This window comes from Scytonema sp. UIC 10036 (genome assembly GCF_009725235.1).
This window is the reverse complement of the sequence record NZ_WJFC01000016.1, coordinates 1-23,893: the sequence shown is the minus strand read 5'-3', so window position 1 is coordinate 23,893 and position 23,893 is coordinate 1. Positions and strand designations below refer to the sequence as shown.

Here is a 23,893-nt window from a genome sequence, read left to right as displayed (position 1 = left end):
TGCCTAGCTTTGACATGACTTTGGCTTTTAGCCTAAAATTAACGTGGTTTGTCACATGAGCTTATGCCGCAAAATTCAATAAAAGCGTGCCAAACAGGTATTGAAAAGGCGAAAAGTGCTCTAGATGGTAAAGGTTTGAGCCGACAAGGGTTAGCAAGAAAGTTGAACGTAAGCCGTCAACCTGTTGATAATTTTTTTACTGGTAAATCAGTTCGCAATGATATCTTTGTCAGTATTTGCGAGAAGTTGGAACTGAATTGGCAAGAGATTGCAGGTTTGGAGGATTTACCTAACTCAGTTGATGTACCAAATAACCAGCCCCCTGAGCCAGTTAAGGTAGAGCAGGACAACAGCGTCGATATTGATGCTTTAGTGCAAGAGATACCCAAAAAGATATTATCCGGTCAGCAACGCAAGGAACTACAGAATGCTCTAGTTAAGGCTTTTCCCGATAAATCATCATTAGAGCAGATGTTGTCACATGAGTTAGATAAGAACTTAGAGGCGATCGCTGGTAGTGGTAAATTAGAAGATATTGTCTTTAATTTAATCAAAAAAGCAGAGTCCCAGGGATGGATTGAAGACCTAATTCGTGCTGCACGTCAATCAAATCCTGGGAACCGTAGTTTGCAAGCACTCGACCTAAGGTGGAGCCAAGTGAAAGAATTTGAAGCCAAAAGCTTTAGTGTCAATGAGTTAGTACAGACAGCACGGGAAAACATCCGCGAGAGCATTAAAGAGCGCTGCGGTACAATGCGAGTGCTGGATATGACACAGCCAATCGGCTTAGACGACATTTACACCAGCGTTAACATTTTAGAGAAAATCACCGGACGTAGAGGATTAAATATAACTGAACTACTTCAAAACATCCCTTTAGAGAATTTTGAGCGCTTCAGCTTGGGTGATGTGCGTGAGAAGAGAGTTCCTGGGTTGGAAGCAGTGAACAAGTACTCAAAGTTAATGATTTTGGGTAAACCGGGAGCAGGTAAGACAACATTTCTCAAGCATTTGGCACTCCAATGCATTGAGGGCAAGTTTCAGCCAAAGCACATTCCTTTATTTATTACACTTAAGGACTTTGCTGACGCATCCAACCAGCCTAATTTATTAGACTATTTGATTCAACTGTTTGCTAAATATGGCATTGCACCCAATACAAAAGTCAAAACTGGGTTCTTAGCATCTCTTTTTAATTGGGGAACCAGTGAGACAAATCAGTTGGTTGATTTAACCGCTGTGGAACAACTGCTCGAGCAAGGTAAGCTGTTGATGCTGCTAGATGGGCTAGATGAGGTAAGAGAGACAGAGAGCAAACGGGTCTTGGAGCAGATTAAAGAATTTACAACTCAGTTCCCTAAAAATCAATTTGTAATAACGTGTCGAATTGCAGCACGGGAATATACTTTTGTGCAGTTTACTGAAGTTGAAGTTGCTGACTTTGACTCTCAACAGATTGCTAGCTTTGCTAACAAATGGTTTCAGGCGAAAGACGATCTAGTGAAAGCTGAGCAATTTATTAAAAAATTGGAAGAAGAAGAACCAATCAAAGAACTAGCAACTAACCCACTGTTGTTAACACTATTGTGTTTGGTATTTGAAGAATCAGGAAGTTTCCCACCAAACCGTTCTGAATTGTATAAAGAAGGATTGGATGTATTGCTCAAAAAGTGGGATGTAAAGCGAAATATTGAACGCGACCAAGTATATAAAAAGTTATCTCTAAAACGTAAGGAAGATTTACTTAGTCAAATTGCTCTAGACACCTTTGAACAAGGTAACTATTTCTTTAAGCAAAAAGAAGTTGAAAGATACATTACTCAATATATTCAAAATTTACCAGATGCAAGCACCGATCCAGAAGCACTGCAACTGGATAGTGAAGCAGTACTCAAGTCAATTGAAGCCCAGCATGGATTATTTGTAGAAAGAGCGAGAGGAATTTACTCTTTCTCACACCTAACTTTTCACGAGTATTTTACAGCAAGAAAGCTTGTTAGCAGTGTTAATTCAGACGCATTGCAAGACTTAGCTACCCATATTACCGAAAAGCGATGGCGCGAAGTCTTTTTACTAACGGTAGGGATGCTGGAGAGTGCAGATAAATTATTGCAGTTAATGCAACAGAAAATTGATACAATTTTGGAAAGCGATGAAAAGTTACAGCAGTTTCTTACTTGGGTTAAAGAAAAATCTGAATCTTTAGAAGCGCCGTATAAACCTGCTGCTGTTCGAGCCTTCTACCTCGACCGAGCCCTCGACCTCGCCCTCGCCCTCGACCGAGACCTCGCCCTCGCCCTCGACCGAGACCTCGCCCTCGCCCTCGCCCGAGCCCTCGACCGAGACCTCGCCCTCGCCCTCGACCGAGACCTCGCCCTCGCCCTCGACCGAGACCTCGCCCTCGCCCTCGCCCTCGCCCTCGACCGAGCCCTCGCCCTCGACCGAGACCCGGAATTAGAGCGATCGCTTCAACAACTCAAAGACCAACTTCCCGATGCCGAAGACATTAAAGCGTACAAGCAATGGTGGCAGGAAAACGGTCAAACTTGGACTGAACAACTTAGAGCCGTAATGAGAGAGCGTCGCAACATCGGTCATGACTGGCAGTTCAGCGACGAACAAAAGGAACTCCTGAAGCAGTACTATGATGCTAATAAACTATTGGTTGATTGCCTCAACAGCGATTGTTACGTCAGCCGCGAAGTAAGACAGCAGATTGAAAATACATTGCTGTTGCCAGTAAAAAGATTACCATTAACATCAAATTAAGTTATTCATCGTATCCCACCCATCCCCCAGAACTGACACAAGCTGTTATGTATCCCTTACTATTGAGTACGCAAGTACGCGAAATTTTGAGTTTTTAGGTACGCAAAGGGGAATCATACTGAAGAAACACGCCCTCAATCGCATGAATGAATATTCAGGTACGCGAATACTTGAATACGCAAAAGCTAACTGTAGGACAGACACTGTGATATTGCTGTAACGTAAAAGTTACCTTTCTTATGAAGATTTGAGTACGCAAATTTTTAAATACTCAACTGAGTTGTTGCTGATGCAATGGTCAAATGGGTTTTGAGTATTTGAGTACGCAAAAACTTAAGTTTTTAAATACGCAATCCAAATCAACTACAGGATTTGCACAGAACAAGATGAGTATTTGCGTATTCAAAAATATGAAAATTTAAATACTCAAGTATTTGAGTACGCAAGAATTTAGAGGAATGCGATAAGCTTCGCTTAACGGCTCAAGCCGTATCGCTTCGGTGCAAGCCCTACCCATCTGATCGCGAAGCTAAAGGCATCCACCCGAATCACTTGCCCCTTCCATAAGTCAATTTCGATTTCACTTATATACTTGATAAGTAACAGTTTTTGATTTATAAGTAATACCTCCAGTCTTTTCTTGCCCAACTTGAGTTTCACGCTTTTTTGTGAAATTAATCTTATATCAAGAGTTCAACATCACGTTATTCTTCGATTTTTGCTTTCTCGCAACAATCTTGAAATTGTTAAGAAATTTAAACCGTTGTTGCGACAAAGTTCCTTAAAACTGGAAAGTGAATAAATATCAGAATGAGGGAACTTATTTAACCTAGTGCGATGAAAGTCCCAGGTTGAAACAACTAAGTGATTGTCAACGTTCCCGCCAAGGAATTTAATTATTTGTGCAGTATTTCTGTTCACTTTCCTACTCTTCACAATTAATAATGCCGCCAAAAGCTGCTTGTGGTTAGTAGGTTCCACATTAACTGCCAAGCAAATAGCATTATTATATTGAATAAAGATTAAGTTCTCTTTTTTTAAGCAATTATCATTGTTGAATGAAATTTTAATCTCTAGTCAATTATCTTCAATTAACTCATTACGTGATAACCAATATGTGTATAGTGCTTTGATTTGAGCATCATCAATTATAACTCCGCTTGGACCAATTAAAGAATCTAGGATGGGTTTCGTGATATTATCAATATCACCAACCTTGTCTGTCTCTTGTCTTTCGACAGCATGTAGATACCAAGTAAAGTCTATATTTACAGAGCCAGAGATTATCCATTTAAACTTTGATAATTCCTTCTGAATTAAATTACATATTTGCTCTTTGTAGGCTTTTTTAGACTGAACACTTACAATTTTTTCAAATGCTAAGTTGATGTAAATAACACTATCTGCACTTTCTTCGATTAAGTACTGTGTGTCATAGCTACAGTTTTCGGTTTGTGTTGAGATTTTCATTTACATATTAATATTTTCATTACGCATAACTATTTATTATATTCAAACTTTTTACAGAACTAGTTGCATAAGGTATTTTTTGGCACTGTTCATGCTTTGAACATCACACAGTTTGTTAACCGACACTAGCGATCGCTCCAAGCGCCTTAGACTTCAAGTACCTAAATACGCGAGTACGCAAATACTCAAGCTTTCAAACCAAAATCAGCAGTGCTTTAATACCAAATTGCCTTATGATAAAAATCTGAGTACACAGGTATTCAAAAACTTAAACATATAAATATGCGAGTACGCAAATACTCATGATTATCACAGTTGCATCATTTAAAGGTGGGGTGGGCAAAACAACAACAGCCGTCCACCTAGCCACTTACTTACAAACCAAGGGAGACACGCTGTTAATTGACGGTGACCCGAACCGTTCTGCTAGTGGTTGGGCAAAGCGCGGCAATTTACCCTTCAAAGTTATAGATGAAAGGCAAGCTGCAAAATACGTTCCAAAGTTTCAGCACATTGTCATCGATACCCAAGCGCGACCAGAAAAAGAAGATTTAGAAGCATTGGTGGAGGGGTGCGATTTACTGGTGCTACCCACCACGCCAGACGCTTTATCTTTAGATGCCCTCATGCAAACTGTTGACGCGCTTAAATCGCTAGGGGCTGAACGCTTTCGCATCCTGATTACCCGCATTCCTCCCAAACCCCGGCGTGATGGAGACGAAGCACGCGATATGTTAACTGAGGCAGGATTACCAGTTTTTAAAGGCTCAATTCGTGATGCTGTTGCATTCCAAAAAGCAGCTCTAGCAGGCGTTCCAGTAAATAAAGTGTCAGATTCAAGAGCAAAGATTGCTTGGCGAGATTATCAAAGTGTTGGTCAGGAGGTGATGAAGTGAGCAAGTTTAAAGGGATTTTAAATGCAGCAAAGGGTAGAGAACCAGAGCCGGAGCCAGAGCCAGAACCACAGCCTACAGTAGATGATTCACAAAAACAGTCATTGGTAGAAACTGCTCAACCAACTAAGAAGACTAAACCACCAGGGAAGCGATCGCATCCCGATTTTGAGCAGGTTAGTGCATATATTCGTAAAGACACTCACAAAAAGGTGAAAATGAAGTTACTGTCTGATGGGAACAACAAAGATTTTTCAGACTTAGTTGAGCAATTGTTGAGTGATTGGGTGCAACAATAATCACCGGACTTACAACACCTCGTCTCCGGCGGCATATTTCATCTAGCGAGACCTACTTAATTATAAAGTAATACTTTTATCAGTGAGTCCGGCGTATAGTATGATAAAGTCTGCTTGCTTACGCTCGGTGGCAACCTGCGGCACACTTTATTGACTGAAAAGAACACACGCAAGTTGTACTTGCTACTCCTGCTCCCTATATTCTATTGATACATGATGTACAGCCGCCCGATCTGAACCCGTTGGCGATCGCAAAATGTGAACTGATGTGGGTTGTGCTTCTAGACTAATCTTTTTGCTAGTTCAGAACTGTACTTGAGGTTAGGGACATTTTAGGTAGATTGTACTATGCTAATCCTTTGCTGAGAAACTATGGCTCTCTGAAAACTCATTCATTTCTCACAAGCCACAACATAGGTATTAAAACTGAGTGAGAGTACCAAGGCTAAGTTGTTAGGAGCGATACAGATGGTGTCGTTAGCTGTAATTGTTGACATCTCATATCAGGAAATTTGACAATGAATCTTGTTTTACTATATAAGTAGTTTTATGGGAGCACACAAATGGGTTTCTGGAAGCGCTTGCGGGAAGTATTTTCAGTACAAGAGAGCTTGAAAACAACGACTGAGGCTAGTAAAGCAGTTTTAGAGGCGGCAAAAACCCTTAAAGAGCAGGGTAATAGTATAGAAGCATTAAAACCTTTATTGCAAAATTCCTCTTCATTGTTAGATGTGTTGTGTTCGCCGCTAGCACAAGTCGTGGGTTCGGGGTTACCGTTCGTATCTGTTGGCATAGCTTTGTTAAATGGTTATCGTCAATTGACTCAGCAAGACCCTTCTTTAGAAGACTGTGTATTTATAGTAAGTCAAGCGGCTTACTTAGAAAGCCTCAGCGAAACTTTATCTTTTTATCCATCTCTGAATCTGGATAATTATAAAAATATTTCTGAAATTCATAAAGAAGTCAGAAAAGTTATTATTCAAGAACTCAACGATTTTCAATTAGATTATGAAAATGCAAGACGTGTAGTTGTTTGTTTCCACGAATCGCAATTAGCAGAAAAATTTAAGAAAATCTTATCACAACGCTTAACAATCTTAAACAAACCAGAAATTGATATTTTAACGGAACGGGTTGCTTGGAATACTCATCGCCATTTGATGAAAGCTTGGATACAGTCAGATGAAACTGTCAAAAAAGTCATTCAGCCTAGTTTTGGTGATTGGCTGAAAGAAGAGGAAAGACTTGTTAGTATTGATGACTACTTGAAAGAGATTGAGCAGAAACCTTTGGAAAAGGTGTTTACTGAAAATTTCTCTTATAGAGATATTTATGTATCCTTAAAAGAAAAACCTGTAAAGGAAGATGGACAGAGGAATAATGATGCACCACCTGTCGATCTATTGAAATGGGCGTGGACAATGCTCACAGAACCAAACCAACCAAAGAAAGTCCTGTTTATCCAAGGCGGACCGGGACGTGGTAAAAGTGTATTCTGTCGGATGTTTGCTGACTGGGTACGCCAGTACTTGCATCCTGTTTGGACACCTATTTTGATTCGCTTGCGAGATATTGACCATTTTGAATCACGGTTGGAAAGTACTTTAAAACAAGAACTGAAATGTGATTTTATTCAAAGTCAAAATGATTCCAAGTGGTTAACAAATAAAAATACCCGGTTTTTGTTTTTACTAGATGGTTTTGATGAATTACAGATTCAGGCAAGAAACAACTTTAATTTAAAAGCATTTCTCGAGCAAGTCGAAGGGTTTCAGAAGGAGTGCAATGATTCTAAAGAGATGGGTCATAGGGTGTTAATCACTGGTAGACCAATGTCTTTGCAAGGTATCTATGACTTACCCCGCATTTTTGAACGGGTAGAAATTCTTGAACTTGATAAAGAACTCCAAAACCAATGGGCAAACAAATGGGAAGCATTATCAGCACGTCAGGGACAAACCGCAAACTTCCAACAGTTTTTGGAAGTTTTACAGAAAGATGATTGTCCAGATGCATTAAAGGAAGTGAAGAAATTGGCTGAAGAGCCGCTTTTACTTTATTTATTGGCTGTGATGCATCGAGAGGGCAAGTTGGCAATTGAAGAATTTGAAAAAGTCACTGCGCGATCGGCGAAAATAGTCATTTACCAGAAGGCTTTAGAATTGGTCTTAGACAGACAACGTTCTGCTCAGGACGATACTAATCTTAATCCCAAGATAACTAAACTAAAATCTAAAGATTTAAGACGTATTCTGACAGAAGCTGCTTTGTGTGTTGCTCAATCAGGTGGCGAACTGGCTTTAATGTCAATGCTTGAAGGTCGTTTTCAAGACGATCCTGTGAAAGAAGCTCTAGAAACAGCTAAGAAAGAAGTTGGTGAAGAAGCTTTAAAAAATGCTTTAGCAGCTTTTTATATTCGTCCTGCAGGTAACCAAGAAGGTGGTATTGAATTCTATCATAAGAGTTTTAGTGAATTCTTGTTTGCCGAGCGTTTGAAAGCTAGCCTAAAAACCTGGACACAATACAAAGAATCAGATGAAGATGAAGACGAAGAAAAACAACCTATGATTTCCACAACCCAGATGAATTTTGAAATTTATGACTTACTGGGTTTTGGTAAACTAACACCGGAAGTTGTGGAATACCTAATGGGGTTGCTCATTGAAAGTAAAAGTTTTGATTGGGAGACGCTATTTACGCGCCTAAACAAATTTTATCGTAACTGGTCTAAGGGCAAGTTTATTGACTCTGGGACAGAGACTTTACCTCAGAAAAAAGTGCAACAACTAGATAGATATAATATTGCAATAGGTCAGCGACAAGTAGACGTTTATGCAGGTTTAAATGTCATGATTTTACTCTTGGAGTTGCACCGTTATGGTCAAGACCAAAATGACGACGCTCTTAAACAAAAAATCTACTTTTATCCACTAGGGAAACCAGATACACCAGATAACGATAAATTTCAACTCTTTTCTATTATAGGTTACAGTGAGTGTCTTAAAGTTGAAAGTTTTGGATCTGTAGTTGGGCGATTTCTCTCTGGCGCTAACCTCGATGGCGCTAACCTCAGAGGCGCTAACCTCAGAGGCGCTAACCTCGATGGCGCTAACCTCTCTGGCGCTAACCTCTCTGGCGCTTACCTCTCTGGCGCTAACCTCTCTGGCGCTTACCTCTCTGGCGCTTACCTCTCTGGCGCTAACCTCTCTGGCGCTAACCTCAGAGGCGCTAACCTCACTAGTGAAGATAAAGGAGATATTATTTGGGATGAAAATACACAATGGGATGGTGTCAATGGGTTGGAAAATGCTACTGTGCCAGAAGCCTTAAAGCAGCAGTTGGGGCTTGCTTAGAGAAAATAAAAGCATTCTCAGTATCCGTGCAAACAGCTTGTAAGTTCTGTTGTATACGATCGCTCTCCCGAAGTTGATGTATTCGCCTTGGTTCTCTTGGGAAACTGAGGCGAGATGCCTCATTATCAAATCTCTGCATCTTTGACGCTCAAAACGAGAAGCTTTAACTCAAACATAGCTCTACGCATTTTAGCCCAAGATGAGTAAGTCTGGGCTTTTACATTATCCAATCGGCTTTGTTGAGCTAAATAACCCTCTGTATCGTTATTGCCCCGAATATATCTGATTTCATAAACTTGAAACTGTTGCACAGCCCTTGCGCTGACTACTTGTGCTGTTTGAAAGTCAGTCCGCGCCTCGTCAAACTTCACTAAGGAAGCTGCAACTTTCTCACGTATTGTGTCAGCTAACTGAGCACGAGAACGTTGTAATTCAGCGATTTTGACTTGAATGTCACTTATCTGTATACTTCTTTGCTGGGCTTGCTCATTACCGCCCGTTAATCCCTGAAACAATGGAACACCAACTACATTCAGTAGCCCGTTTAATAATCCTACATCTCCTCTAAAGAGAGCAGCAATATTGTCTAAGAAACCTTTCGGTCTTTTCTTGGCATCAGATTGTGGTGTAGGCGTTAATAAATATTGTAAACCTGGAGTTAAAATAGCTAATTTAATAGATTTTTGATTTCGAGACTTCGCTTCTTCTACTCTTTGATTAGCCTCAGCAATTCGAGCATCGATCTCTTTAAGTAAAGGCGACTGACCAACAGATCTTTCTTGTAACTGTTGTAAACAATTAGCGGAAGTTTCGAGACATGGTAAACCGCCTTTCATGATTCGCCACATATCATCATTGAATTGTTGCTGTATCAATTTATCGATATCGGGTTTTGCAAAAGGATTTTGTTCAGTTTTTGGTACTACAGTATCAGCTTCCTGCTCAGCTTGTTCTGGGTCAACTTCTGGCTGTTCTTGTTGCTCTGGCTGTTCTTCGTTCCCCTGCTCAACCTGGTTTTGAGGTTGTTCCTCATCTAAATTCACTTCCCCCGTTGGTGCTGATGGCTGTGTCGGGGCTGGTGCGCTATTCGTCGTCGGTTGTGGAACTGGAACTAAAACTGGAGTTTGGGCAACTGCCTGTATATTCCCAATCACCATCAAAGCTATCAATAAATTAATTCGTAATAAGAGATTCGGCATACCAGCTAATTTCATCATCAACCCATCCAGGAGTAGAAAAATAATAATAAAATTCGTTTTCTTTTTCTTCAAACATTATTCCCATAACTGTGCCTTCTTTGGTCTTATTTAAAAACTCAATTTTGGGAGTTTTCTTTATATCATTGTCTGTGGTTAAAAGAATTATTTCTTCCTCTTTTAAAGCAACCTCTTTATCATTCTGCTGAATTAGATAAAAAAAGACATCGTTAAAAATGTAATATCCTTTAATCTTCCCTTGATTAGTTAATTGCCCTATCTCATATTTATTCATTATCTGGTACCTTGCATCATTTCTGTATATAAAGGATTAACCTTTGTAAAAGCCCCATTTACATAATTATATTGCACTCCTTCTCTATTTAACCATCCATTTACATAATGAATTGAATAATTATCTGTATTGATACCATTAGATTTAGCAAACATATATCCAGTCATTTCTGCTTCGGCTTCTTTCATTCCTCTGTTCAGAGGATTAGTAGAAGAACCAGGCTTATGAAGCTCCGCATGTGCGATTTCATGAGCGAGTGTTTTTATCTTTCCTTCCGTTGATAAATTCCTGGAGATAGCAATATCAACAGTTCCATCTGCTTTATAATAGGTCGTTCCATTCGCTCCTCTATCGGAATCGTTTTCATTAACTTTGTATCCCTTTTTATTAGCAAAGTCTTTCAACTTTCCATATAAACTTTCAGCATTAGCTATCTTATTGTAATTATCGTTAGCAGATTGAACTTTCTCTCGCATTTTGTCTACTCCATACTTTTCAAAATAGTTACTATACTTTTGAAAATATTGAGGAGTTAGTTGAGAATTAAAATTAACAACATTAATATCCGGAACTTCCCCTGTCCCATTTCTTCCCCTACCTCCCATGTTTTCTATAGTGAGGATAAAATTTGAAGTTTTGATAGCGATCGCAAAGCTCTTTCTCAAATTTTGTTCCGTAAACGAGGACTGTTTTTGGCTCTAAAACCTCCAGCATTTTCAAAACCCCATTAAAAAAAATAGATTCAGACTCCGACCTTTTTATAATGCCCATTGAGGATATTGCGATCGCACTTCCTTGAGGGATACCCTCAAAACAATAAGAAAAAGATTCAGCATCAGCCCAACTAACACAAGGAATAGTCTTAATCCCTTGATAGTTCCAAAAACTGTTCACCCACCTATTCCTGTAAACATTCCACAATTTCATAGGGCGAGGCATATCCAAATAAAGGCTGAAGTCGGGAGCGATCGCACAGTCAAACCGTTTCAAGTAGCTGATAGACTTTTCTGGATATCGCCAAAGTCCTTCAAACCTACAGTCATCAATAAAGAAATGCAAACCCGTCTTCTGGTCTTGCTTCCTTCGCGATCGCAACTTATAAGGATAAAGAGCCTCTGGAACTTCCTCACAAGAACCAACCATTGGTAAACCTTGCTCGGTTAGTTCTGGTGTGAAAAATGTGTTGAGTGGATAAAGGTACCTTCTTTGCATTTGTATAACCTCAAAAAAGCAACCGCAAGTTGGTTTCTCGTCCTCACTCGCGCATTTCGGGACTAACTGTTTCGTTCGTGCCTCACTCAACAGTCAGTCCCTCGTTCGCTCGTTCGTCCTCGTTGTTCCCCAGTCAGCCGCCAGTTTATTCATCTCCTTGAGAGTCAGCCGCAAGCATACTTCTCGTCCTCACTCGTACTCTCGGTCATTCCTGTTTCGTTCGTCGTTCCTCCTCACTCAACAGTCATTCCCTCGCTCGTTCGGCCTCGTTGTTCCCTAGTCTGGCCTAGCTTGCGCGTCACGACCCCAGGTTTTTTATTTACTTGTTGTTTTATTTTTTTGTTGTGCTACTTGATATTGTGATTGTGGTTGTGTATTTTCCGTTGTTGCCAGTCCATGGTTTTATTCGTCTAATATGTCCGTTTTTTGGAGAGCGTATTAAGGGGATTTGGCTGAGTTTTTCATCTACACTCGCTAGGGATAGTGAGAGTTGCGCTAGTTGATACTCACGCTCTCGTAATGCTTGCTCGTAAATTTGTTGTTGTCTGCTATATTCCTGCTGTAGCTGCTGCTCCTTTTGCGATCGCTCAACTCGGTCAACTGAAGCAGCGTACTCTACAAGTTGCCTCCTATTGATAGCTGCTTGTAACCGAGACTTTGTTAACTCATGTTCTGACTGTGCCAATTGCACAGCTAATTGTAGTTGTTGTAATTGCTGTTGCTGTTCGATAGCAGCTGCATTTAATCTTCCCTTTGCCTGCTCTAACGCCGATCTAGCCTGTTCCTGCTCCCCTTCCACTTGGCGTAGCTTTGCTTCCTCGTGTTGAATAATCTCTGATTGCAACTTTAGATCGCCCATAGACTGTAAAAGCTGTCGCTGCTCCTCAGTCTTTTGAGAAACAGCCTGCAAAACTGCCTCTGCTTTCTCAGCCTCAGCCCTTCTCTCTGGATTATCAGCATTTAAAACTGAGGTTCTTGATTGAAGTAGCGATCGCGATTGAGTTAGCCGTAACTGTGCCTGGGCTATGGCCGCCTGTTCCTCCGCGTAGCTGGCTGGTGGTATTGGGTTGGATTGCTGTGGTGGTGTTGGTTTGGTTGGTTGAAGTATAGGTTTAGACTTGAGGTTGTTAATCTGAAGTTCAACGGATTTACGCTGCTTCAGCAAGCGATCGCGTTCAAGCTTATTATCCGAAATCGTTTGCCCCTCCTTGATTTCGTCGCCTTCCTTGATTAATAAATACGATGGATTGTCAACCGTTATAGACAGCCGTAAACTTCTTGATTTTTCACCTGACTTACCTTTAAACACCTCAACTGGAATATCTGTTTTTGGTTGTGGCGTGATTTGTGCTTGTGCAACTGGTGTTTTTACGTTGACAGTCACAGTTTGCGAGTATGCGGCTACCCCACACACTGCTGCTGTTAAAGTTGCGAATATTCCCCAAAATTCGCGTGTCATAGCTGTTTGATAATCACCTCCCCTGAAAGAATAAAGAACTCATCAAGCGATCGCAAATCTTGCTTAGATGCGTGGTCTAAAACGACACCATCAACGCTACGATTCACAGTTTGCATTCTCCCTGGTTTAGGAAGTGGCAACTCTAAATCGGCTGCATCCTCAAGCTGTAGTGTTCCCACAATTAACGAATCGTTTGAGAGACTGTTTATCCATGATTCTGCTTCAGCTTCCTCAATTTGCTGTCGCTTAATCTTGATTGGGAGTCTGTCGGCTAAAACATCAACCCGTTTAGGACTAATCTCTCCTGCTTCCCCAACTCGAAGGATTTCGCCAGTTGCGGACTTCGCAGTAATCATTGAGCCATTGGCGGCAATCGCCCAAAATATCTCATTTACGAGCGAGCCATCAACTTTGCGATTACCCTCAACTTTGATAGCGATCGCTTTTTGGTTCTCTTGCCTGAGTAACTCTACAGCTGTTTGGGGAGTAGGAAATAACACTTGCGTGACCCACTGATGAACTCCCCCTCCACCTGTTACCACGTAAAAAGCGATACAGAAGATGCAGACAGCACTAGCCAACACAGCATATTCGCCCGGTTTCCCGGTTTGGAGCCTGTTTCGTGGATTTAAACCTCCTACCCAAATATCTTTGTTGATGGGCCAGAAAAACTGACATCCCAACCGAGTAAAACAGTCGCTGAAACATGATAGAAGGTGACCGAGTGGCATAGCCAACCACAATTGCCAACCGTAGAGGAACAGAACAGGCAAGGTGAGGAGTGCGATCGCTAGACTCAGACAAATGCTGTGAGTTACCGATCTGTGAGGGTAGCGCTCTTCAATAAACCTAGCTAATGGGAAAAATGCGAGTCCTACCCATGACTTAGTAGTATCCAAGTCTGGTATTTGTGAGCCGATTCCCGCCAAAAGTAATACGCGAGGATCGGCACTGCCCGTGATACAAACCGATCCAGCCAATGCGATCGCAACGTGGGTAACCGCCATCATAATCAATCGCTCTCTTCAGCGAACAAGAGCTTAACCAAAAAATAAAGCCCAATTCCAATTAAAAAAGCTAAATATTCTCCATTCATCTTCTTCGATCTCCTTTAGGAAATAACAACGCCAAACTTCGGAACGAGAAAAATAGGGTAATAGCGAGACCTCCAACAACTCTCAAAAAGATATCGCCAGTAGCTAAGCCAATAAATCGAGTTGCGCCAACCAAACCAGCAGATGCCAGCAAGAATGGTGTGATATCCCTGTAATTGTTGCCATCATGAGGACTCTCTACACCCTGTTGCAGCTCGAGCACTAAACGCTGAGCTAACAAAGGATTACCTCCTGCTTTGCTCGCTAACTCTGCTGCTTTGGGTGGTGTAACGGCTACACCCAATTTTGCAGCTTCAGTCCAAATAATAGAACGACACTGCTGCTCATCGAGGGCGGGTAGGGGCAGACGAGGAACCTTAAAAAGTACGCCCTCTAAATCCCTTCTATTACCTAGAAGTAATAGAGTATGCCCCTCTTCCCATAACTCCTCAAGCCAACCCTTTAAGCTGGCTGTCCATTTATGGGCATTGTCGGCAATTAAAACAGTTTCACCTAAATTGGCAGCGATCGCATCCTTTAACTGTTTTGCAGTCAATGCCCTTTTCTGCTCTCCTGTTTCCTCATCTATTTCATGAGTGTCAACGCCTAGCCCCTCAGCAATCATTTGCAAGCATTTAGTGTTATCTCCCCGATAAACTCCGTAAGCGCAGTCAAGCTGCTCCTGTATTAGCTTCGCAAGGTGTGTTTTACCAGCACCAGGCTCGCCAAGCACACAAATTGATTTTCCTTGTTGTAAGCTGCTGAGCACTTGTTCGGTAATCTTGGGGCGAAAATCAGCTAATTGCTGAGGTGTGCCAATTGCACAGTCCTCTACTATTGAAGACTGGCGATCGCCCTCGCTACGAAAAAATCAGGATTATATTGCTGCTGTCTAGCGGCGGTTAACTGATTTCCCCTATTTTGCATGGTTTTTACCTGTTGCTTTAAATCATCGGGTAGCTTATCCGGGTTTTCTAAAAAGTAATTGGTTAATACGCTCTCTCCAGCAAGCATTGCAGCTGCTCGTTCAGCGCCACGTCTAGCTACTGCTGCTATATCATCCTCTGGATTCTGGCTATAAGCTCCCGTTCCTGTACCAAATCCTGTACCAGATTCTGTACCGGATGGTGGTACAGAACCATCATCTATTGCAGCTGATTCTTCGGATTGTTGAGAAACAGCGCCCTTTGTTGACACTTCTATTGCCGATCTTTGGTACTCAGCTTTCCATTCTGCTATGTATCGAGACACATCTCTGTCACTACCCCCGGTACAAGCTCGTACCGCATTCCTCGTAATACTTTTTTTTTCTCGCGCCATAATATCGCAAGTTTCAAAAACTTTTTCTTTCAGACTCTTTTCGACTTCCATAGTTTTGATGGTACAGTACACAAGAAAATGGTACAGTTCCAAAGGCAACATGGTACAGAGTGAAATTACGGTGGTACCGTTGAAGATTTTTGTCAGTTATCTGTACCATGGGATTAAGAATTTGAGGATTTTTGTATTATCTACGGACTGAATGTCCGACTGTTTGGTTTGAAGGCGGTAGCCTTAATCTTTCCGACAGTCTGTACCGATACAGGACAGAACAGAACCAGTCTCATGCAAGGACTTCAGGCTACACCGAGACAAAAAAAAGGAGGGACTGAACCCCCCCCCACAACTAACTAGAAAGAAACGTAGAGACAAGGCAACCCACCAGGAACAGCAGGCACCTCAGCAACCACCACAGGAACAGAAACCACGCACCACTCACCAACTGAACGAATAGCACAGAACGGAAACCCACAACGAAATGCAACCGAGTCAGAGAACTCAGCAGCTGCAACCCCAGAACCAAAGTAGACACAGCAAACCCACTGACTGAAGGAACGAGTGGAAGGACGAATGCACAGAAAAGAAGCACCAGCACTAGAACCCAACTCAGCAACCCAACCAATAGAAGCCGCTTCACACGCTGGACTAGAAGCCGCAGCACGAAAAGAAATGGAAACAGGAAGAAAATCAAACTGAAACATAACCTGAACCCCCAACGAACCTGGACACTTTTTAAAAGCGGAGGAGGTCAAGGGCAGCAGTGGGGGGTTTGGGGGAACTCTCCCAAATAACAAAACGCAGTAACAATTGACTGCTGCTCGCGAAGCCCTTGACCCCGGAGCTATAATAGAAAAGCCAGGTTCGGTTCTTTGGATATGACAGAACCAGTCTCATGCAAGCACTACAACCTGCTAGAGATGCGTTAGCCGAGGTGGGTGGCCAACCGGGCGCGCCCCCCACACGCTTGATTCGGACAGGATATCTTTTAATTCAAACGGGGGGAGTGCGATCCGGTTGGGGGGAGGTGGGAGGCAGTCTAGTCTGGCTTGGCTGGCGTTTGTGTAACCTTTCGGAGGACAGGACAGACGCGGGCAAACGCCAGCTAAGCCAGTGAGGGACCCGCCGGAGCGGAGCCACAGGCGAAGCTCGGGCGACGGTGGAAGGATATGCTAGCCAAGTCAAAGGGACAGAAATTAAACCTTTTGAGCGTAAAAACTGGGCGAGATATTAAGACAATATCTGTCGTTTGGGGATTCGCGGTTTTGGGGAGCGCGAGCGAGAATCTGCGTCCTGATTGTGTTGACCGATGGAATCGGCGCGGTATGATTGAAGCGTGTTTACTTTAGAGACTTTGGGCTTTTAACTGTGCAACTTGCACAGACATAGCTATAATTTCTGTAAAATCTTTGATGCCTTTGGTTGGCGTTGAGCAATGAGCGTGTTTGCCAGGTGTAGAACCCCAAGCGATCGCGCCGTTACCTTCGATGCCATTAGGCGATAAACAAAAAAAAGGAGAGCGTTAACTCTCCCCTCAAATTAAGAATTAAAGTTTTATTCATTCATATATTTTCACTTTTTCTGCATCTAAAAAGCTGAAATCCTTGCATCCACTGAACTCGTGCAAGAAACTCTGCTCGATACAGCGAAATTTTAAAGATGCGATTTTATTTCTGCGCTTCAAACCCTCAATAGCCCACTGCCCGTGCTCTGAGTTCAACCCACCTCGTAAATGAAGCACTTTCACGGGACCATTTTTCCCAGGCAGCCATGGTTGGCTGCACATCAATCTATAGTGTGCTTTCTCCTGATTCCATTCCTCAAACTCCTTTGTCCCGTAAGTGGGGCGATACGATAGATTGCTGTAATACTTCTTAATTACTGTGGAAAAAGGAGCGACCCACCCTTCATTTGCGATTGCCTCCACTCTTTTTAAAACTTCCTTATGATGTAGTGGTTTAAACTGTTGTCCATCCCTTTCAACTAAAAACTTATCCTTATCAATTCTTGTCGTAGCAAAACCCAAATTACTTTCAATAAACCCCCTTAACTCAACATTCCGCCATTCCTTACTAAAAGTTCCTATGGGGGTCCATCTCTCCGTCGGGCTTCCCCTCAAAACTGCCGCCACGACCATCCTCTTATTAGCCAAACTCCAAGCTTTTAAGAGAGTAGTCTTTCTTTCCCTTGGATTGTAGATGGTGTTCAGCACATAACTGAACTGCACAAAATCAACTGGTTTCAGCACACCAGTGTCAGGAAAGTAATAGGGGTCATAGCCTGCTGTGTCGTATCCCATTTCCGCCAATTTTTGAAAATCAAAACCTCTTCCACAGCCGTAATCTAAGTAAGATTCTTCAGTAGAAAGTAAGCCAAGTTTGAGTATTAATCTAGCTGTAGAAGATAAACGTTTGCGGGGCATAGCCGCGAGATGCGCCTTATTGTTCATGGTCGTTAATTAAATAGCTAATCATTTCTAACTCTTTTTCTGTAATCCCAGGGCTTTTCAAAATCTCCGCTCCACACGCCTAGGCGCTTTTGCTTAGCGATCGCCTCCGCTCTAGCGAAGACCTCATTATTCGGGCATTTTGCAGCATACTTGGCGTAGTAATAAGCGTTTCCACTGCTCAGTTGTTCTTCGTTTAGCGATCGCTCTTTACCCTGAACTGAGGTAAACACCTCTGCAACTGTTCTCCCATACCTATCCTTCTCAACTTCTGAAATTAGAACTTGTCCGTCAGCTTCATTAATAAGCTTTTGTAGATTAGCTTTTGACTTTTGACCTAGAGGTTGAGATTTTTCTGGGGAGTCTATTCCACAGAATCTAATCTTCTTTTCCTGTCCGTTGGTTTGCCGAACTTTGATAGTATCTCCATCGCTTATCTTCACAACAAACCATGTATCAGCAGGCTCAGGAGTGCGAGTTTCAGCTTTTGTGAGTAATTTATCACACCCACCAACAGTAAAACCAAGTACAAGAGTAGAGACAAAACCCGTTATTCTACGATATTTCCAATAACTCATATCAGTATAATTGACAATTCACAAAGTATTGTTTACATCCGATATTAATCTAAAGTCTATTAATATTCCATTTCCAAAATGAAGTTACTGAGGATTTTAAGCTTAATATCTACTATTGCTGCTACGGCTTCAATAACAGCCCCGGCAATGGCAATTCCCTTTGGTTCCAACACTGTATATAAGGGCGTAGATGGTCTTTATCAAGTCGTTGTCTTCTCCGGCACTCCAGGGAGCAAGATTACAGTCAGCCTGGGGTCAGTTCCAAAAACTACAGCAAAGATTGTGGGTAGCTGTGGAGAAGTCCGTATTTCACCTCCAGCTAGCGGAGCCTTTACGGGTCTTAAGGTTGATGGTACTGCTGTTGATGCCAGTACTTTACCTTCCAATACGTTACCAGCGTGCAGTAACGGTGCGTTCGCTGAACCCCGCACCGCTAACTTTAAGACTCCTAATAATGAAGTGGTCATCGTCGGTAAGACGGCTGGCACGGCAATCTCAATTGAACTTCCTCAGCCCAGTGCTAAAACCGTAACTGTTAACGCCTGCGGTTTTGGTCAGATTAAAGCTACAGCCACTACACCATTACCAAGCACATTCAGTGTAGGCACTACAAACTACACCGTTTCTTCCCTTCCAGACGCGAGCAAGCCACCTTTATGTAGGACTGCAAATGGCATAAGCACTGGCTACGTCCCTTCAACTTGGCCGTAAAGTGCGTCGTCGTTAAACCTTTTCCGATATTGATTTGGCGATTCAAGTTTGAATCGCTATTTTTTTGATATGAAATTATTTGCAGTTATCTCAAGTACAATTGTGGCGATCGCCGCAATCCCTTTAATTCCCACAATCTCACTTGCCCAAATTGTTGGCTACAAGGGCAATGATGGGTATTTCCATATACGAGGTTTAGAAGTTAACAAATACTATCAAGTTAATTTAGGAGGAATGCCTTTAATAAAAAGTGCTGTTGCTAACTCTTGTGGAATTCTTAGAATCGCCTACTCCAAAGGATTTCAAGAGAGCGATAAGTTTGAAATCCGGGATGAGAAAAAGGGCGAAACTTATGGTTTTGAGAATAAAAACCTTCCAATTATTGAGACTTCAAGATGCAACGGACAACCCACAGTCAAGCGGGAACTCTGGAAGGACAATAAGGGTACTCTGTTTATTTCTGGTTTCACTCCCAATGGAGCATTAACTTTAAGGTTATTGTCCATCAATCCTGTTAGAAACTTAAGAGCAAACCTTTGCGGAATGATTTCTTTGAGATTAGATACTAATCCCCCAAAAGCGTTTATTCTCGATGGGCAAGCTTACTCAACTACAGGTCAAGCTAGCAGAGGAATTCGCTGTAGATTAAACACTCTTTACGTCGGTTATCCTGCTCCAACTCCGGTAAATTCAGTTAGCGAAAGTGATTGGAGAACTCAAAATCCACCATCCTTTAGTGGTGGAATTACACTTGTCCAAAGAAGTGGAACGGATTGGATCGAGATAAAGACAGAAGGTAATGGTGGCCCTGGTTACGCTGGGGGTGGAACTGGGAATGGAGGGGGAACGACAGTACAATCTCCACTGCCACCCGTCGGAAGTACTTTCTGTAAGATTGGTTCATCTCAATTACTAGTCACTGGGCTGACTTCAGGAACTAGTTATTATGTTGCCACTCCCGAAGATGATATTTACTCTGAAGCCACTGCTACCAACAACCAAGCAATTTTTAATAACGTTGATTATACCGATACCTGGGAAGGTCAAAGTGCTGATATCGAATTAGGCAAAAATCCCAGCAGGCAGTTTATTAAAGTTTTATCAGTGTTATCCGCAATTCAATCATGTCAATAAAATTAGTTATTTTCTCCTTCTGTGCTACTGTCTTTTATGCAAGTCCCGTACTTGCACAGTCTGTATCTGCCTTTAAAGACTCCTCCGGTCAAGTTTATCTGTTTAATCTCACTCCAGGCTCAACAATTGAAGTCGATCTAACAAAAGACTTGACCCGTGCAGTAGTTGCAAATGCTTGTGGAGTGATATCAGTTAAATCTTCACAATCTTTTACTGTAGACGGTCAAACTTACAATCCGGCTGATAATTTGGAACTTAAGCAAAATGTTCCTAGCAATTGTACCGATCTGGCTGGATATCCTACTGTTTTCAAGACCAATACTGGCGCGATCGCAATAACTGGTAAAACTTCCGGAACAGCGTACACAGTTCAAATCCCAAACAATAAGTCAACTAGAAAGTTTACCGTCAATCCTTGCGGGTTCGTCAGGTTAGGTAAAGAGGTTGTTAGCTCTACGCTGGGACTTCCTACCAGTGATGGAGGAAAAGCGAACTTTGAATTATCCTATTTCCCTGAATCAGCACCGCTTTCTTGCATAAAAGGTCAGTTATACTATCCGGTTGGCTTTAACAAAGGGGCTTCCGTCACGGCTTCTGCTGGTGGTGGAAGTGGTAGTGGTGGTGGTAGTACTGGTGCAACTGCTCCTACCAATCCCTCTGCCGCCAAGAACGGCAATAATTTTATATTGCAAAATCTTATCAATGGAACTTATAAGGTGTCGAATGCCACAAATCCCGTACAGTTTAAAAATGTTTCGGTCACAAAATCATGCTTGGTAGTCGATCGCACGACTATTGGTTCTCCGTCAACGCTGATGGTCACAGGTTCTAGCTTTACGGGTTCTTATCCCTATTCTTGGATTGGACTAACAACAACTTCAATTCCCAGTTGCTGATGAAAAAATTTTACTTGGTTCTAACTGTGCAACTGGCACAGGTATTTTACCTACTACCTGTAACAGCACAACAAGCTACAGTTTACAAGAGTGGTGATGCGGTTATCCTTTACGGTGTTCAGCCAAACACTACGGTCAATATAGACGTGTTCAAGATTGTAGAACGTGCTGCGATCGCTAATTCTTGCGGCGTTCTACTGGTTCGCTCTTCTGAGTCTTTTGCTGTAGATGGTCAAACTATAGACCCAAACTCAAATTTGACAATACGCGAGCTACCAGAAAACTGTAGTCAGCTAACTGGGTATCCCACAACCTTTAGAACCACGACAGGAGCGATCGCAATAACGAATAAAAATTCAGGTTCGGCTTACACCATCAAATTACTTAACCATAAGACGACCCGCCAGATACTATCTAACGATTGCGGGTTTGTGAAATTGGGTGAGGCACAAGCGAGCAAGTTAAATTTACCAACTATCACCGGGGGGCGAGCTGATTTCTTACCCAGTAGCTTCACTCAAGGGAAATCTTTGTTGTGTGTAAAAGGTGCTCTGTATGTACCTTTTGGGTTGAACCTCAAAACTGCCGTTGCCAGTGTAGGTGGTAGTTCAACTACCACGACATCAAACAGTAGCACAACCACAACAACGCAGAACAGTACTAGTGGTAGCACAAGTACAACTACAGTTAGCTCGCAAACCTCACAGCCGAAAGCTAGTAAAAACTCATCCGCAAATAAGTTAATAATCAACAGTGTTCCACCAGGCACGTACATCGTCAAGAATGCAGCTAATCCAGCACAATCGAAGACTTACACGGTCACGGGTTCCTCGTCGTGTTTTGTGGTAGAGCGATCGCAATTAGGGAATGCCTCAAACTTTGTCGTTTCTAGGCAAGGGTTAACGTTCCCTGTAAGCTGGTCATCGGTAGTCGAAACTTCCACAATTCCATCATGTTAGTGTGCAGATGGCACAGGGAAATATAAAAATAAAAGGTTAAAAATATGACAGTTTCCAGAATTCACGTTAACCAACATAACATCCGCGCTAACAACAAAGGCGCTGACTTGCCAGTTATTACGGTAAAGTCTGGCGGTAAAAATATTTACGGAAATACTGTAGAAATACTTGATAATGAAGGCAAGGTTGTTGCTACTGTCGTTTATAGTCGCGATCGCCCTTTAAGCTGTGGTGCAAGAGTTTGGGTCGAAACTCAAAATCAAGTGAATGTAAATGGGGAATCATTACCCCCCGATAAAATTGGCAATTTGGTTAAGCTGACTCCACGGTTATCGGTAATTGAGAGACGGCAAGCGGTCATTAGTTTTTTGGAACTCATCAATCAATTACCAGAGGGTGATGAGCGTAAAAACTGGAGCTGTAGACAGATAGGTGCGTTTTTGGGAGTTCCTTACTCGACTGTGAACAAGATTCGTCAAGAGTATTTTGGTAGGCGTGAAACTCCACTCAGGTATCGAAAAGTGTAGTCAAAAAGAGCAGTGAATGTATTTGAGTAACTTCCACTTTTGTTTATCTATGGACTGAGTGTCCGCCCGTTTGGTGGAAGGCGTGAGCCTTAAAAGTTCCGATACCGAGTACCGATGGACGATACGACTGAACTAGCCCAACGCAACGATTTCAGGCTGTAACTCAATGGAACGACTTGCTTTATGTTACTGTCCTCGAAGAACGTTTTTTACAAAACTTTACTGTTGCAATTGCACAGTACACTGAACGGGTAAAGGTACTTACTCCCGAACCTGCAACGCTACCAGGAGCAAATAAATTGCCCCCGGAGGAAACTGGCTACTACCTACCCAAAAGCTGGGATAACACTTTGGCTATTTGCACTATTGCTTCCAAGATTGGTTGCCAGAACTGGACCATAAGCCCAATCAGTGCAGCAAGAACAGCAACTATTGGTTGCCAGAATCGGCATAGTTGCCTAATTCGCCAGAGCCAAGATTTTCTCTTGCCGTTGAGACGGCGGGTTACTGAATTTTTCGTTTTCATCGGTAAGATTAAGTTGAAACTAATTGAACAATTGCCTGGTGAATCCAGGCTTTTCTTAAATAAAGCGACCCCAAGAGAAATGCGATCGCGCAACAAGTGCAGTAATGTCTCTTCTTCACCCGCAGGAGGATTTTTCAGTAATTCACATAGTGAAGATGTTTGTTTTGCATCTAAAGGTAAGGGGGGGGATTCCTAGTAGTGCCCTTTCTGCAACGTGCCTGCGGTATGATTCCAGCATTTAAGTGTTCTCCATTCTCCAACTATATGTCTTCTATTAGGGATTTTATTTCTCCTTGTTACACTTGTTTGATAACTGTCCGTTCGCTTTTTTTGATCGGAGTTTTCAAATTAATGACGACAGAATTGGTGTTTCAGACTTTCCCAAGATTGCGATCGCAATTTAGTAGTTTTTTCGTACTAGCAATTGTCAATCAAGAGGAAGAGGATAAATCTTCTCCAAAAGTTGAAGTCCTTGTCCCACAAAACTTTTATAAAATTCAACTACTGTGAAAAAATGAGCGAACGGACAGTGATAAAGCTATTTGGACAGAACTTAAAAAACTGGGGTAGATATTACGTCATATCTATCCCACACAGTTCGAAACTCCAGATGTTATTTCCGGCGCGGATACGATCGGTATTCGTCATACATGATGACAACCAACTCTTCCATGCATAAGTGCTGTACGTTCGCTCATTTTGTGAGGGGGGGACGAATTAAAACCTTAGTGTGTAAGGTTTTAACGTGATTCTGGATCT

At 42.2% G+C, this 23,893-nt stretch carries 24 protein-coding genes and 1 pseudogene; 11 read left to right on the top strand and 14 right to left on the bottom strand.

What is annotated here, in order from left to right; translation table 11 throughout:
* Positions 1–63: 63 nt before the first annotated feature.
* Positions 64–2,769: an effector-associated domain EAD1-containing protein gene (locus F7734_RS09960; protein WP_243146785.1), complete on the top strand. Its 2,706-nt coding sequence runs from the start codon at positions 64–66 to the stop codon at positions 2,767–2,769.
* Positions 2,770–3,243: 474 nt separating this feature from the next.
* Here the strand turns inward: F7734_RS09960 and F7734_RS61810 are convergent, their stop codons facing one another.
* Together F7734_RS61810 and F7734_RS09955 are read right to left on the bottom strand one after the other, a co-directional pair.
* Positions 3,244–3,429, bottom strand: coding sequence for a hypothetical protein (locus F7734_RS61810; RefSeq protein WP_207714063.1), 186 nt, complete (start codon positions 3,427–3,429; stop codon positions 3,244–3,246).
* A gap of 417 nt (positions 3,430–3,846) precedes the next feature.
* Positions 3,847–4,239 (bottom strand): RusA family crossover junction endodeoxyribonuclease, encoded by a 393-nt coding sequence (locus tag F7734_RS09955; protein ID WP_155744516.1) that lies wholly within the window; start codon positions 4,237–4,239, stop codon positions 3,847–3,849.
* Positions 4,240–4,541: 302 nt separating this feature from the next.
* Here F7734_RS09955 and F7734_RS09950 point away from each other — a divergent pair, with 302 nt between their 5' ends.
* The 3 genes from F7734_RS09950 (at position 4,542) to F7734_RS09940 (ending at position 8,784) form a co-directional block, all read left to right on the top strand.
* Positions 4,542–5,135 carry a ParA family protein gene (locus F7734_RS09950; RefSeq protein ID WP_155744515.1) on the top strand — a complete coding sequence of 198 codons (594 nt, stop codon included), beginning with the start codon at positions 4,542–4,544 and terminating at the stop codon, positions 5,133–5,135.
* The gene (locus tag F7734_RS09945) at positions 5,132–5,431 is read left to right on the top strand and encodes a hypothetical protein (RefSeq protein WP_166481830.1); all 300 of its coding nucleotides are present in this window, start codon (positions 5,132–5,134) and stop codon (positions 5,429–5,431) included. The genes F7734_RS09950 and F7734_RS09945 overlap by 4 nt, the downstream gene beginning before the upstream one ends.
* Positions 5,432–5,994: 563 nt before the next feature.
* The gene (locus tag F7734_RS09940) at positions 5,995–8,784 is read left to right on the top strand and encodes a pentapeptide repeat-containing protein (RefSeq protein WP_155744513.1); all 2,790 of its coding nucleotides are present in this window, start codon (positions 5,995–5,997) and stop codon (positions 8,782–8,784) included.
* A 125-nt stretch (positions 8,785–8,909) separates the two neighbouring features.
* Here F7734_RS09940 and F7734_RS09935 read toward each other — a convergent pair whose 3' ends face one another.
* From F7734_RS09935 to F7734_RS09895, 9 genes are all read right to left on the bottom strand, one after another.
* Positions 8,910–9,983, bottom strand: coding sequence for a hypothetical protein (locus F7734_RS09935; protein WP_155744512.1), 1,074 nt, complete (start codon positions 9,981–9,983; stop codon positions 8,910–8,912).
* Positions 9,958–10,275, bottom strand: a complete 318-nt coding sequence (locus F7734_RS09930; protein WP_155744511.1) for a hypothetical protein — start codon at positions 10,273–10,275, stop codon at positions 9,958–9,960. Before F7734_RS09930 ends, F7734_RS09935 begins: the two co-directional genes overlap by 26 nt.
* The gene (locus F7734_RS09925; protein WP_155744510.1) at positions 10,275–10,940 is read right to left on the bottom strand and encodes an ImmA/IrrE family metallo-endopeptidase; all 666 of its coding nucleotides are present in this window, start codon (positions 10,938–10,940) and stop codon (positions 10,275–10,277) included. Before F7734_RS09925 ends, F7734_RS09930 begins: the two co-directional genes overlap by 1 nt.
* Complete coding sequence (locus F7734_RS09920) at positions 10,870–11,487, bottom strand: DUF4417 domain-containing protein (protein ID WP_155744509.1); 618 nt, start codon at positions 11,485–11,487, stop codon at positions 10,870–10,872. The genes F7734_RS09925 and F7734_RS09920 overlap by 71 nt, the downstream gene beginning before the upstream one ends.
* A gap of 331 nt (positions 11,488–11,818) precedes the next feature.
* Positions 11,819–12,946 (bottom strand): hypothetical protein, encoded by a 1,128-nt coding sequence (locus F7734_RS09915; protein ID WP_155744508.1) that lies wholly within the window; start codon positions 12,944–12,946, stop codon positions 11,819–11,821.
* Positions 12,943–13,956 (bottom strand): metal-dependent hydrolase, encoded by a 1,014-nt coding sequence (locus tag F7734_RS09910; RefSeq protein WP_155744507.1) that lies wholly within the window; start codon positions 13,954–13,956, stop codon positions 12,943–12,945. The genes F7734_RS09915 and F7734_RS09910 overlap by 4 nt, the downstream gene beginning before the upstream one ends.
* Before the next feature lie 82 nt (positions 13,957–14,038).
* Positions 14,039–14,809, bottom strand: a complete 771-nt coding sequence (locus F7734_RS09905; protein ID WP_155744506.1) for an AAA family ATPase — start codon at positions 14,807–14,809, stop codon at positions 14,039–14,041.
* Between the two features lie 65 nt (positions 14,810–14,874).
* Positions 14,875–15,411: a DNA-binding protein gene (locus tag F7734_RS09900; protein ID WP_166481829.1), complete on the bottom strand. Its 537-nt coding sequence runs from the start codon at positions 15,409–15,411 to the stop codon at positions 14,875–14,877.
* A 299-nt stretch (positions 15,412–15,710) separates the two neighbouring features.
* On the bottom strand, positions 15,711–16,061 hold the full coding sequence (locus tag F7734_RS09895; protein ID WP_155744504.1) for a hypothetical protein: 351 nt from the start codon (positions 16,059–16,061) through the stop codon (positions 15,711–15,713).
* Between the two features lie 191 nt (positions 16,062–16,252).
* Between F7734_RS09895 and F7734_RS61805 the strand changes: the two genes are divergently transcribed.
* Positions 16,253–16,474, top strand: a complete 222-nt coding sequence (locus F7734_RS61805; RefSeq protein WP_207714062.1) for a hypothetical protein — start codon at positions 16,253–16,255, stop codon at positions 16,472–16,474.
* A gap of 441 nt (positions 16,475–16,915) precedes the next feature.
* Here the strand turns inward: F7734_RS61805 and F7734_RS09890 are convergent, their stop codons facing one another.
* Positions 16,916–17,806, bottom strand: coding sequence for a methyltransferase domain-containing protein (locus F7734_RS09890; RefSeq protein WP_155744503.1), 891 nt, complete (start codon positions 17,804–17,806; stop codon positions 16,916–16,918).
* Between the two features lie 17 nt (positions 17,807–17,823).
* Positions 17,824–18,381, bottom strand: a complete 558-nt coding sequence (locus F7734_RS09885; RefSeq protein ID WP_155744502.1) for a thermonuclease family protein — start codon at positions 18,379–18,381, stop codon at positions 17,824–17,826.
* Between the two features lie 78 nt (positions 18,382–18,459).
* Here F7734_RS09885 and F7734_RS09880 point away from each other — a divergent pair, with 78 nt between their 5' ends.
* From F7734_RS09880 to F7734_RS60615, 5 genes are all read left to right on the top strand, one after another.
* The gene (locus tag F7734_RS09880; RefSeq protein ID WP_155744501.1) at positions 18,460–19,092 is read left to right on the top strand and encodes a hypothetical protein; all 633 of its coding nucleotides are present in this window, start codon (positions 18,460–18,462) and stop codon (positions 19,090–19,092) included.
* Between the two features lie 69 nt (positions 19,093–19,161).
* Positions 19,162–20,226, top strand: coding sequence for a hypothetical protein (locus F7734_RS09875; protein WP_155744500.1), 1,065 nt, complete (start codon positions 19,162–19,164; stop codon positions 20,224–20,226).
* Entirely contained in the window at positions 20,217–21,122 is a 906-nt protein-coding gene (locus F7734_RS09870; RefSeq protein WP_155744499.1) for a hypothetical protein, read from the top strand. The genes F7734_RS09875 and F7734_RS09870 overlap by 10 nt, the downstream gene beginning before the upstream one ends.
* Complete coding sequence (locus F7734_RS09865) at positions 21,122–22,081, top strand: hypothetical protein (RefSeq protein ID WP_155744498.1); 960 nt, start codon at positions 21,122–21,124, stop codon at positions 22,079–22,081. The genes F7734_RS09870 and F7734_RS09865 overlap by 1 nt, the downstream gene beginning before the upstream one ends.
* Positions 22,082–22,125: 44 nt before the next feature.
* On the top strand, positions 22,126–22,608 hold the full coding sequence (locus F7734_RS60615; RefSeq protein ID WP_166481828.1) for a helix-turn-helix domain-containing protein: 483 nt from the start codon (positions 22,126–22,128) through the stop codon (positions 22,606–22,608).
* Positions 22,609–23,182: 574 nt separating this feature from the next.
* On the opposite strand, the pseudogene F7734_RS09855 reads toward F7734_RS60615, so the two are convergent.
* Positions 23,183–23,372: pseudogene (locus F7734_RS09855) on the bottom strand (hypothetical protein); the annotation flags it as partial.
* Between the two features lie 113 nt (positions 23,373–23,485).
* Here F7734_RS09855 and F7734_RS09850 point away from each other — a divergent pair.
* On the top strand, positions 23,486–23,644 hold the full coding sequence (locus tag F7734_RS09850) for a hypothetical protein (protein WP_155744497.1): 159 nt from the start codon (positions 23,486–23,488) through the stop codon (positions 23,642–23,644).
* The last annotated feature ends 249 nt before the right edge of the window (positions 23,645–23,893 follow it).

What these genes read in the sequence shown, in the direction of transcription:
- F7734_RS60615 (WP_166481828.1), top strand. Translation starts at nt 22,126, where the DNA reads ATGACAGTTTCCAGAATTCACGTTAACCAACATAACATCCGCGCTAAC.
- F7734_RS09960 (WP_243146785.1), top strand. Translation starts at nt 64, where the DNA reads ATGCCGCAAAATTCAATAAAAGCGTGCCAAACAGGTATTGAAAAGGCG.
- F7734_RS09890 (WP_155744503.1), bottom strand. Translation starts at nt 17,806, where the DNA reads ATGAACAATAAGGCGCATCTCGCGGCTATGCCCCGCAAACGTTTATCT.
- F7734_RS09910 (WP_155744507.1), bottom strand. Translation starts at nt 13,956, where the DNA reads ATGATGGCGGTTACCCACGTTGCGATCGCATTGGCTGGATCGGTTTGT.
- F7734_RS09935 (WP_155744512.1), bottom strand. Translation starts at nt 9,983, where the DNA reads ATGCCGAATCTCTTATTACGAATTAATTTATTGATAGCTTTGATGGTG.
- F7734_RS09920 (WP_155744509.1), bottom strand. Translation starts at nt 11,487, where the DNA reads ATGCAAAGAAGGTACCTTTATCCACTCAACACATTTTTCACACCAGAA.
- F7734_RS09915 (WP_155744508.1), bottom strand. Translation starts at nt 12,946, where the DNA reads ATGACACGCGAATTTTGGGGAATATTCGCAACTTTAACAGCAGCAGTG.
- F7734_RS09930 (WP_155744511.1), bottom strand. Translation starts at nt 10,275, where the DNA reads ATGAATAAATATGAGATAGGGCAATTAACTAATCAAGGGAAGATTAAA.
- F7734_RS09865 (WP_155744498.1), top strand. Translation starts at nt 21,122, where the DNA reads ATGAAAAAATTTTACTTGGTTCTAACTGTGCAACTGGCACAGGTATTT.
- F7734_RS09900 (WP_166481829.1), bottom strand. Translation starts at nt 15,411, where the DNA reads ATGGAAGTCGAAAAGAGTCTGAAAGAAAAAGTTTTTGAAACTTGCGAT.
- F7734_RS09885 (WP_155744502.1), bottom strand. Translation starts at nt 18,381, where the DNA reads ATGAGTTATTGGAAATATCGTAGAATAACGGGTTTTGTCTCTACTCTT.
- F7734_RS09880 (WP_155744501.1), top strand. Translation starts at nt 18,460, where the DNA reads ATGAAGTTACTGAGGATTTTAAGCTTAATATCTACTATTGCTGCTACG.
- F7734_RS09875 (WP_155744500.1), top strand. Translation starts at nt 19,162, where the DNA reads ATGAAATTATTTGCAGTTATCTCAAGTACAATTGTGGCGATCGCCGCA.
- F7734_RS61805 (WP_207714062.1), top strand. Translation starts at nt 16,253, where the DNA reads ATGCAAGCACTACAACCTGCTAGAGATGCGTTAGCCGAGGTGGGTGGC.
- F7734_RS09940 (WP_155744513.1), top strand. Translation starts at nt 5,995, where the DNA reads ATGGGTTTCTGGAAGCGCTTGCGGGAAGTATTTTCAGTACAAGAGAGC.
- F7734_RS09870 (WP_155744499.1), top strand. Translation starts at nt 20,217, where the DNA reads ATGTCAATAAAATTAGTTATTTTCTCCTTCTGTGCTACTGTCTTTTAT.
- F7734_RS09950 (WP_155744515.1), top strand. Translation starts at nt 4,542, where the DNA reads ATGATTATCACAGTTGCATCATTTAAAGGTGGGGTGGGCAAAACAACA.
- F7734_RS09955 (WP_155744516.1), bottom strand. Translation starts at nt 4,239, where the DNA reads ATGAAAATCTCAACACAAACCGAAAACTGTAGCTATGACACACAGTAC.
- F7734_RS09850 (WP_155744497.1), top strand. Translation starts at nt 23,486, where the DNA reads ATGACGACAGAATTGGTGTTTCAGACTTTCCCAAGATTGCGATCGCAA.
- F7734_RS09895 (WP_155744504.1), bottom strand. Translation starts at nt 16,061, where the DNA reads ATGTTTCAGTTTGATTTTCTTCCTGTTTCCATTTCTTTTCGTGCTGCG.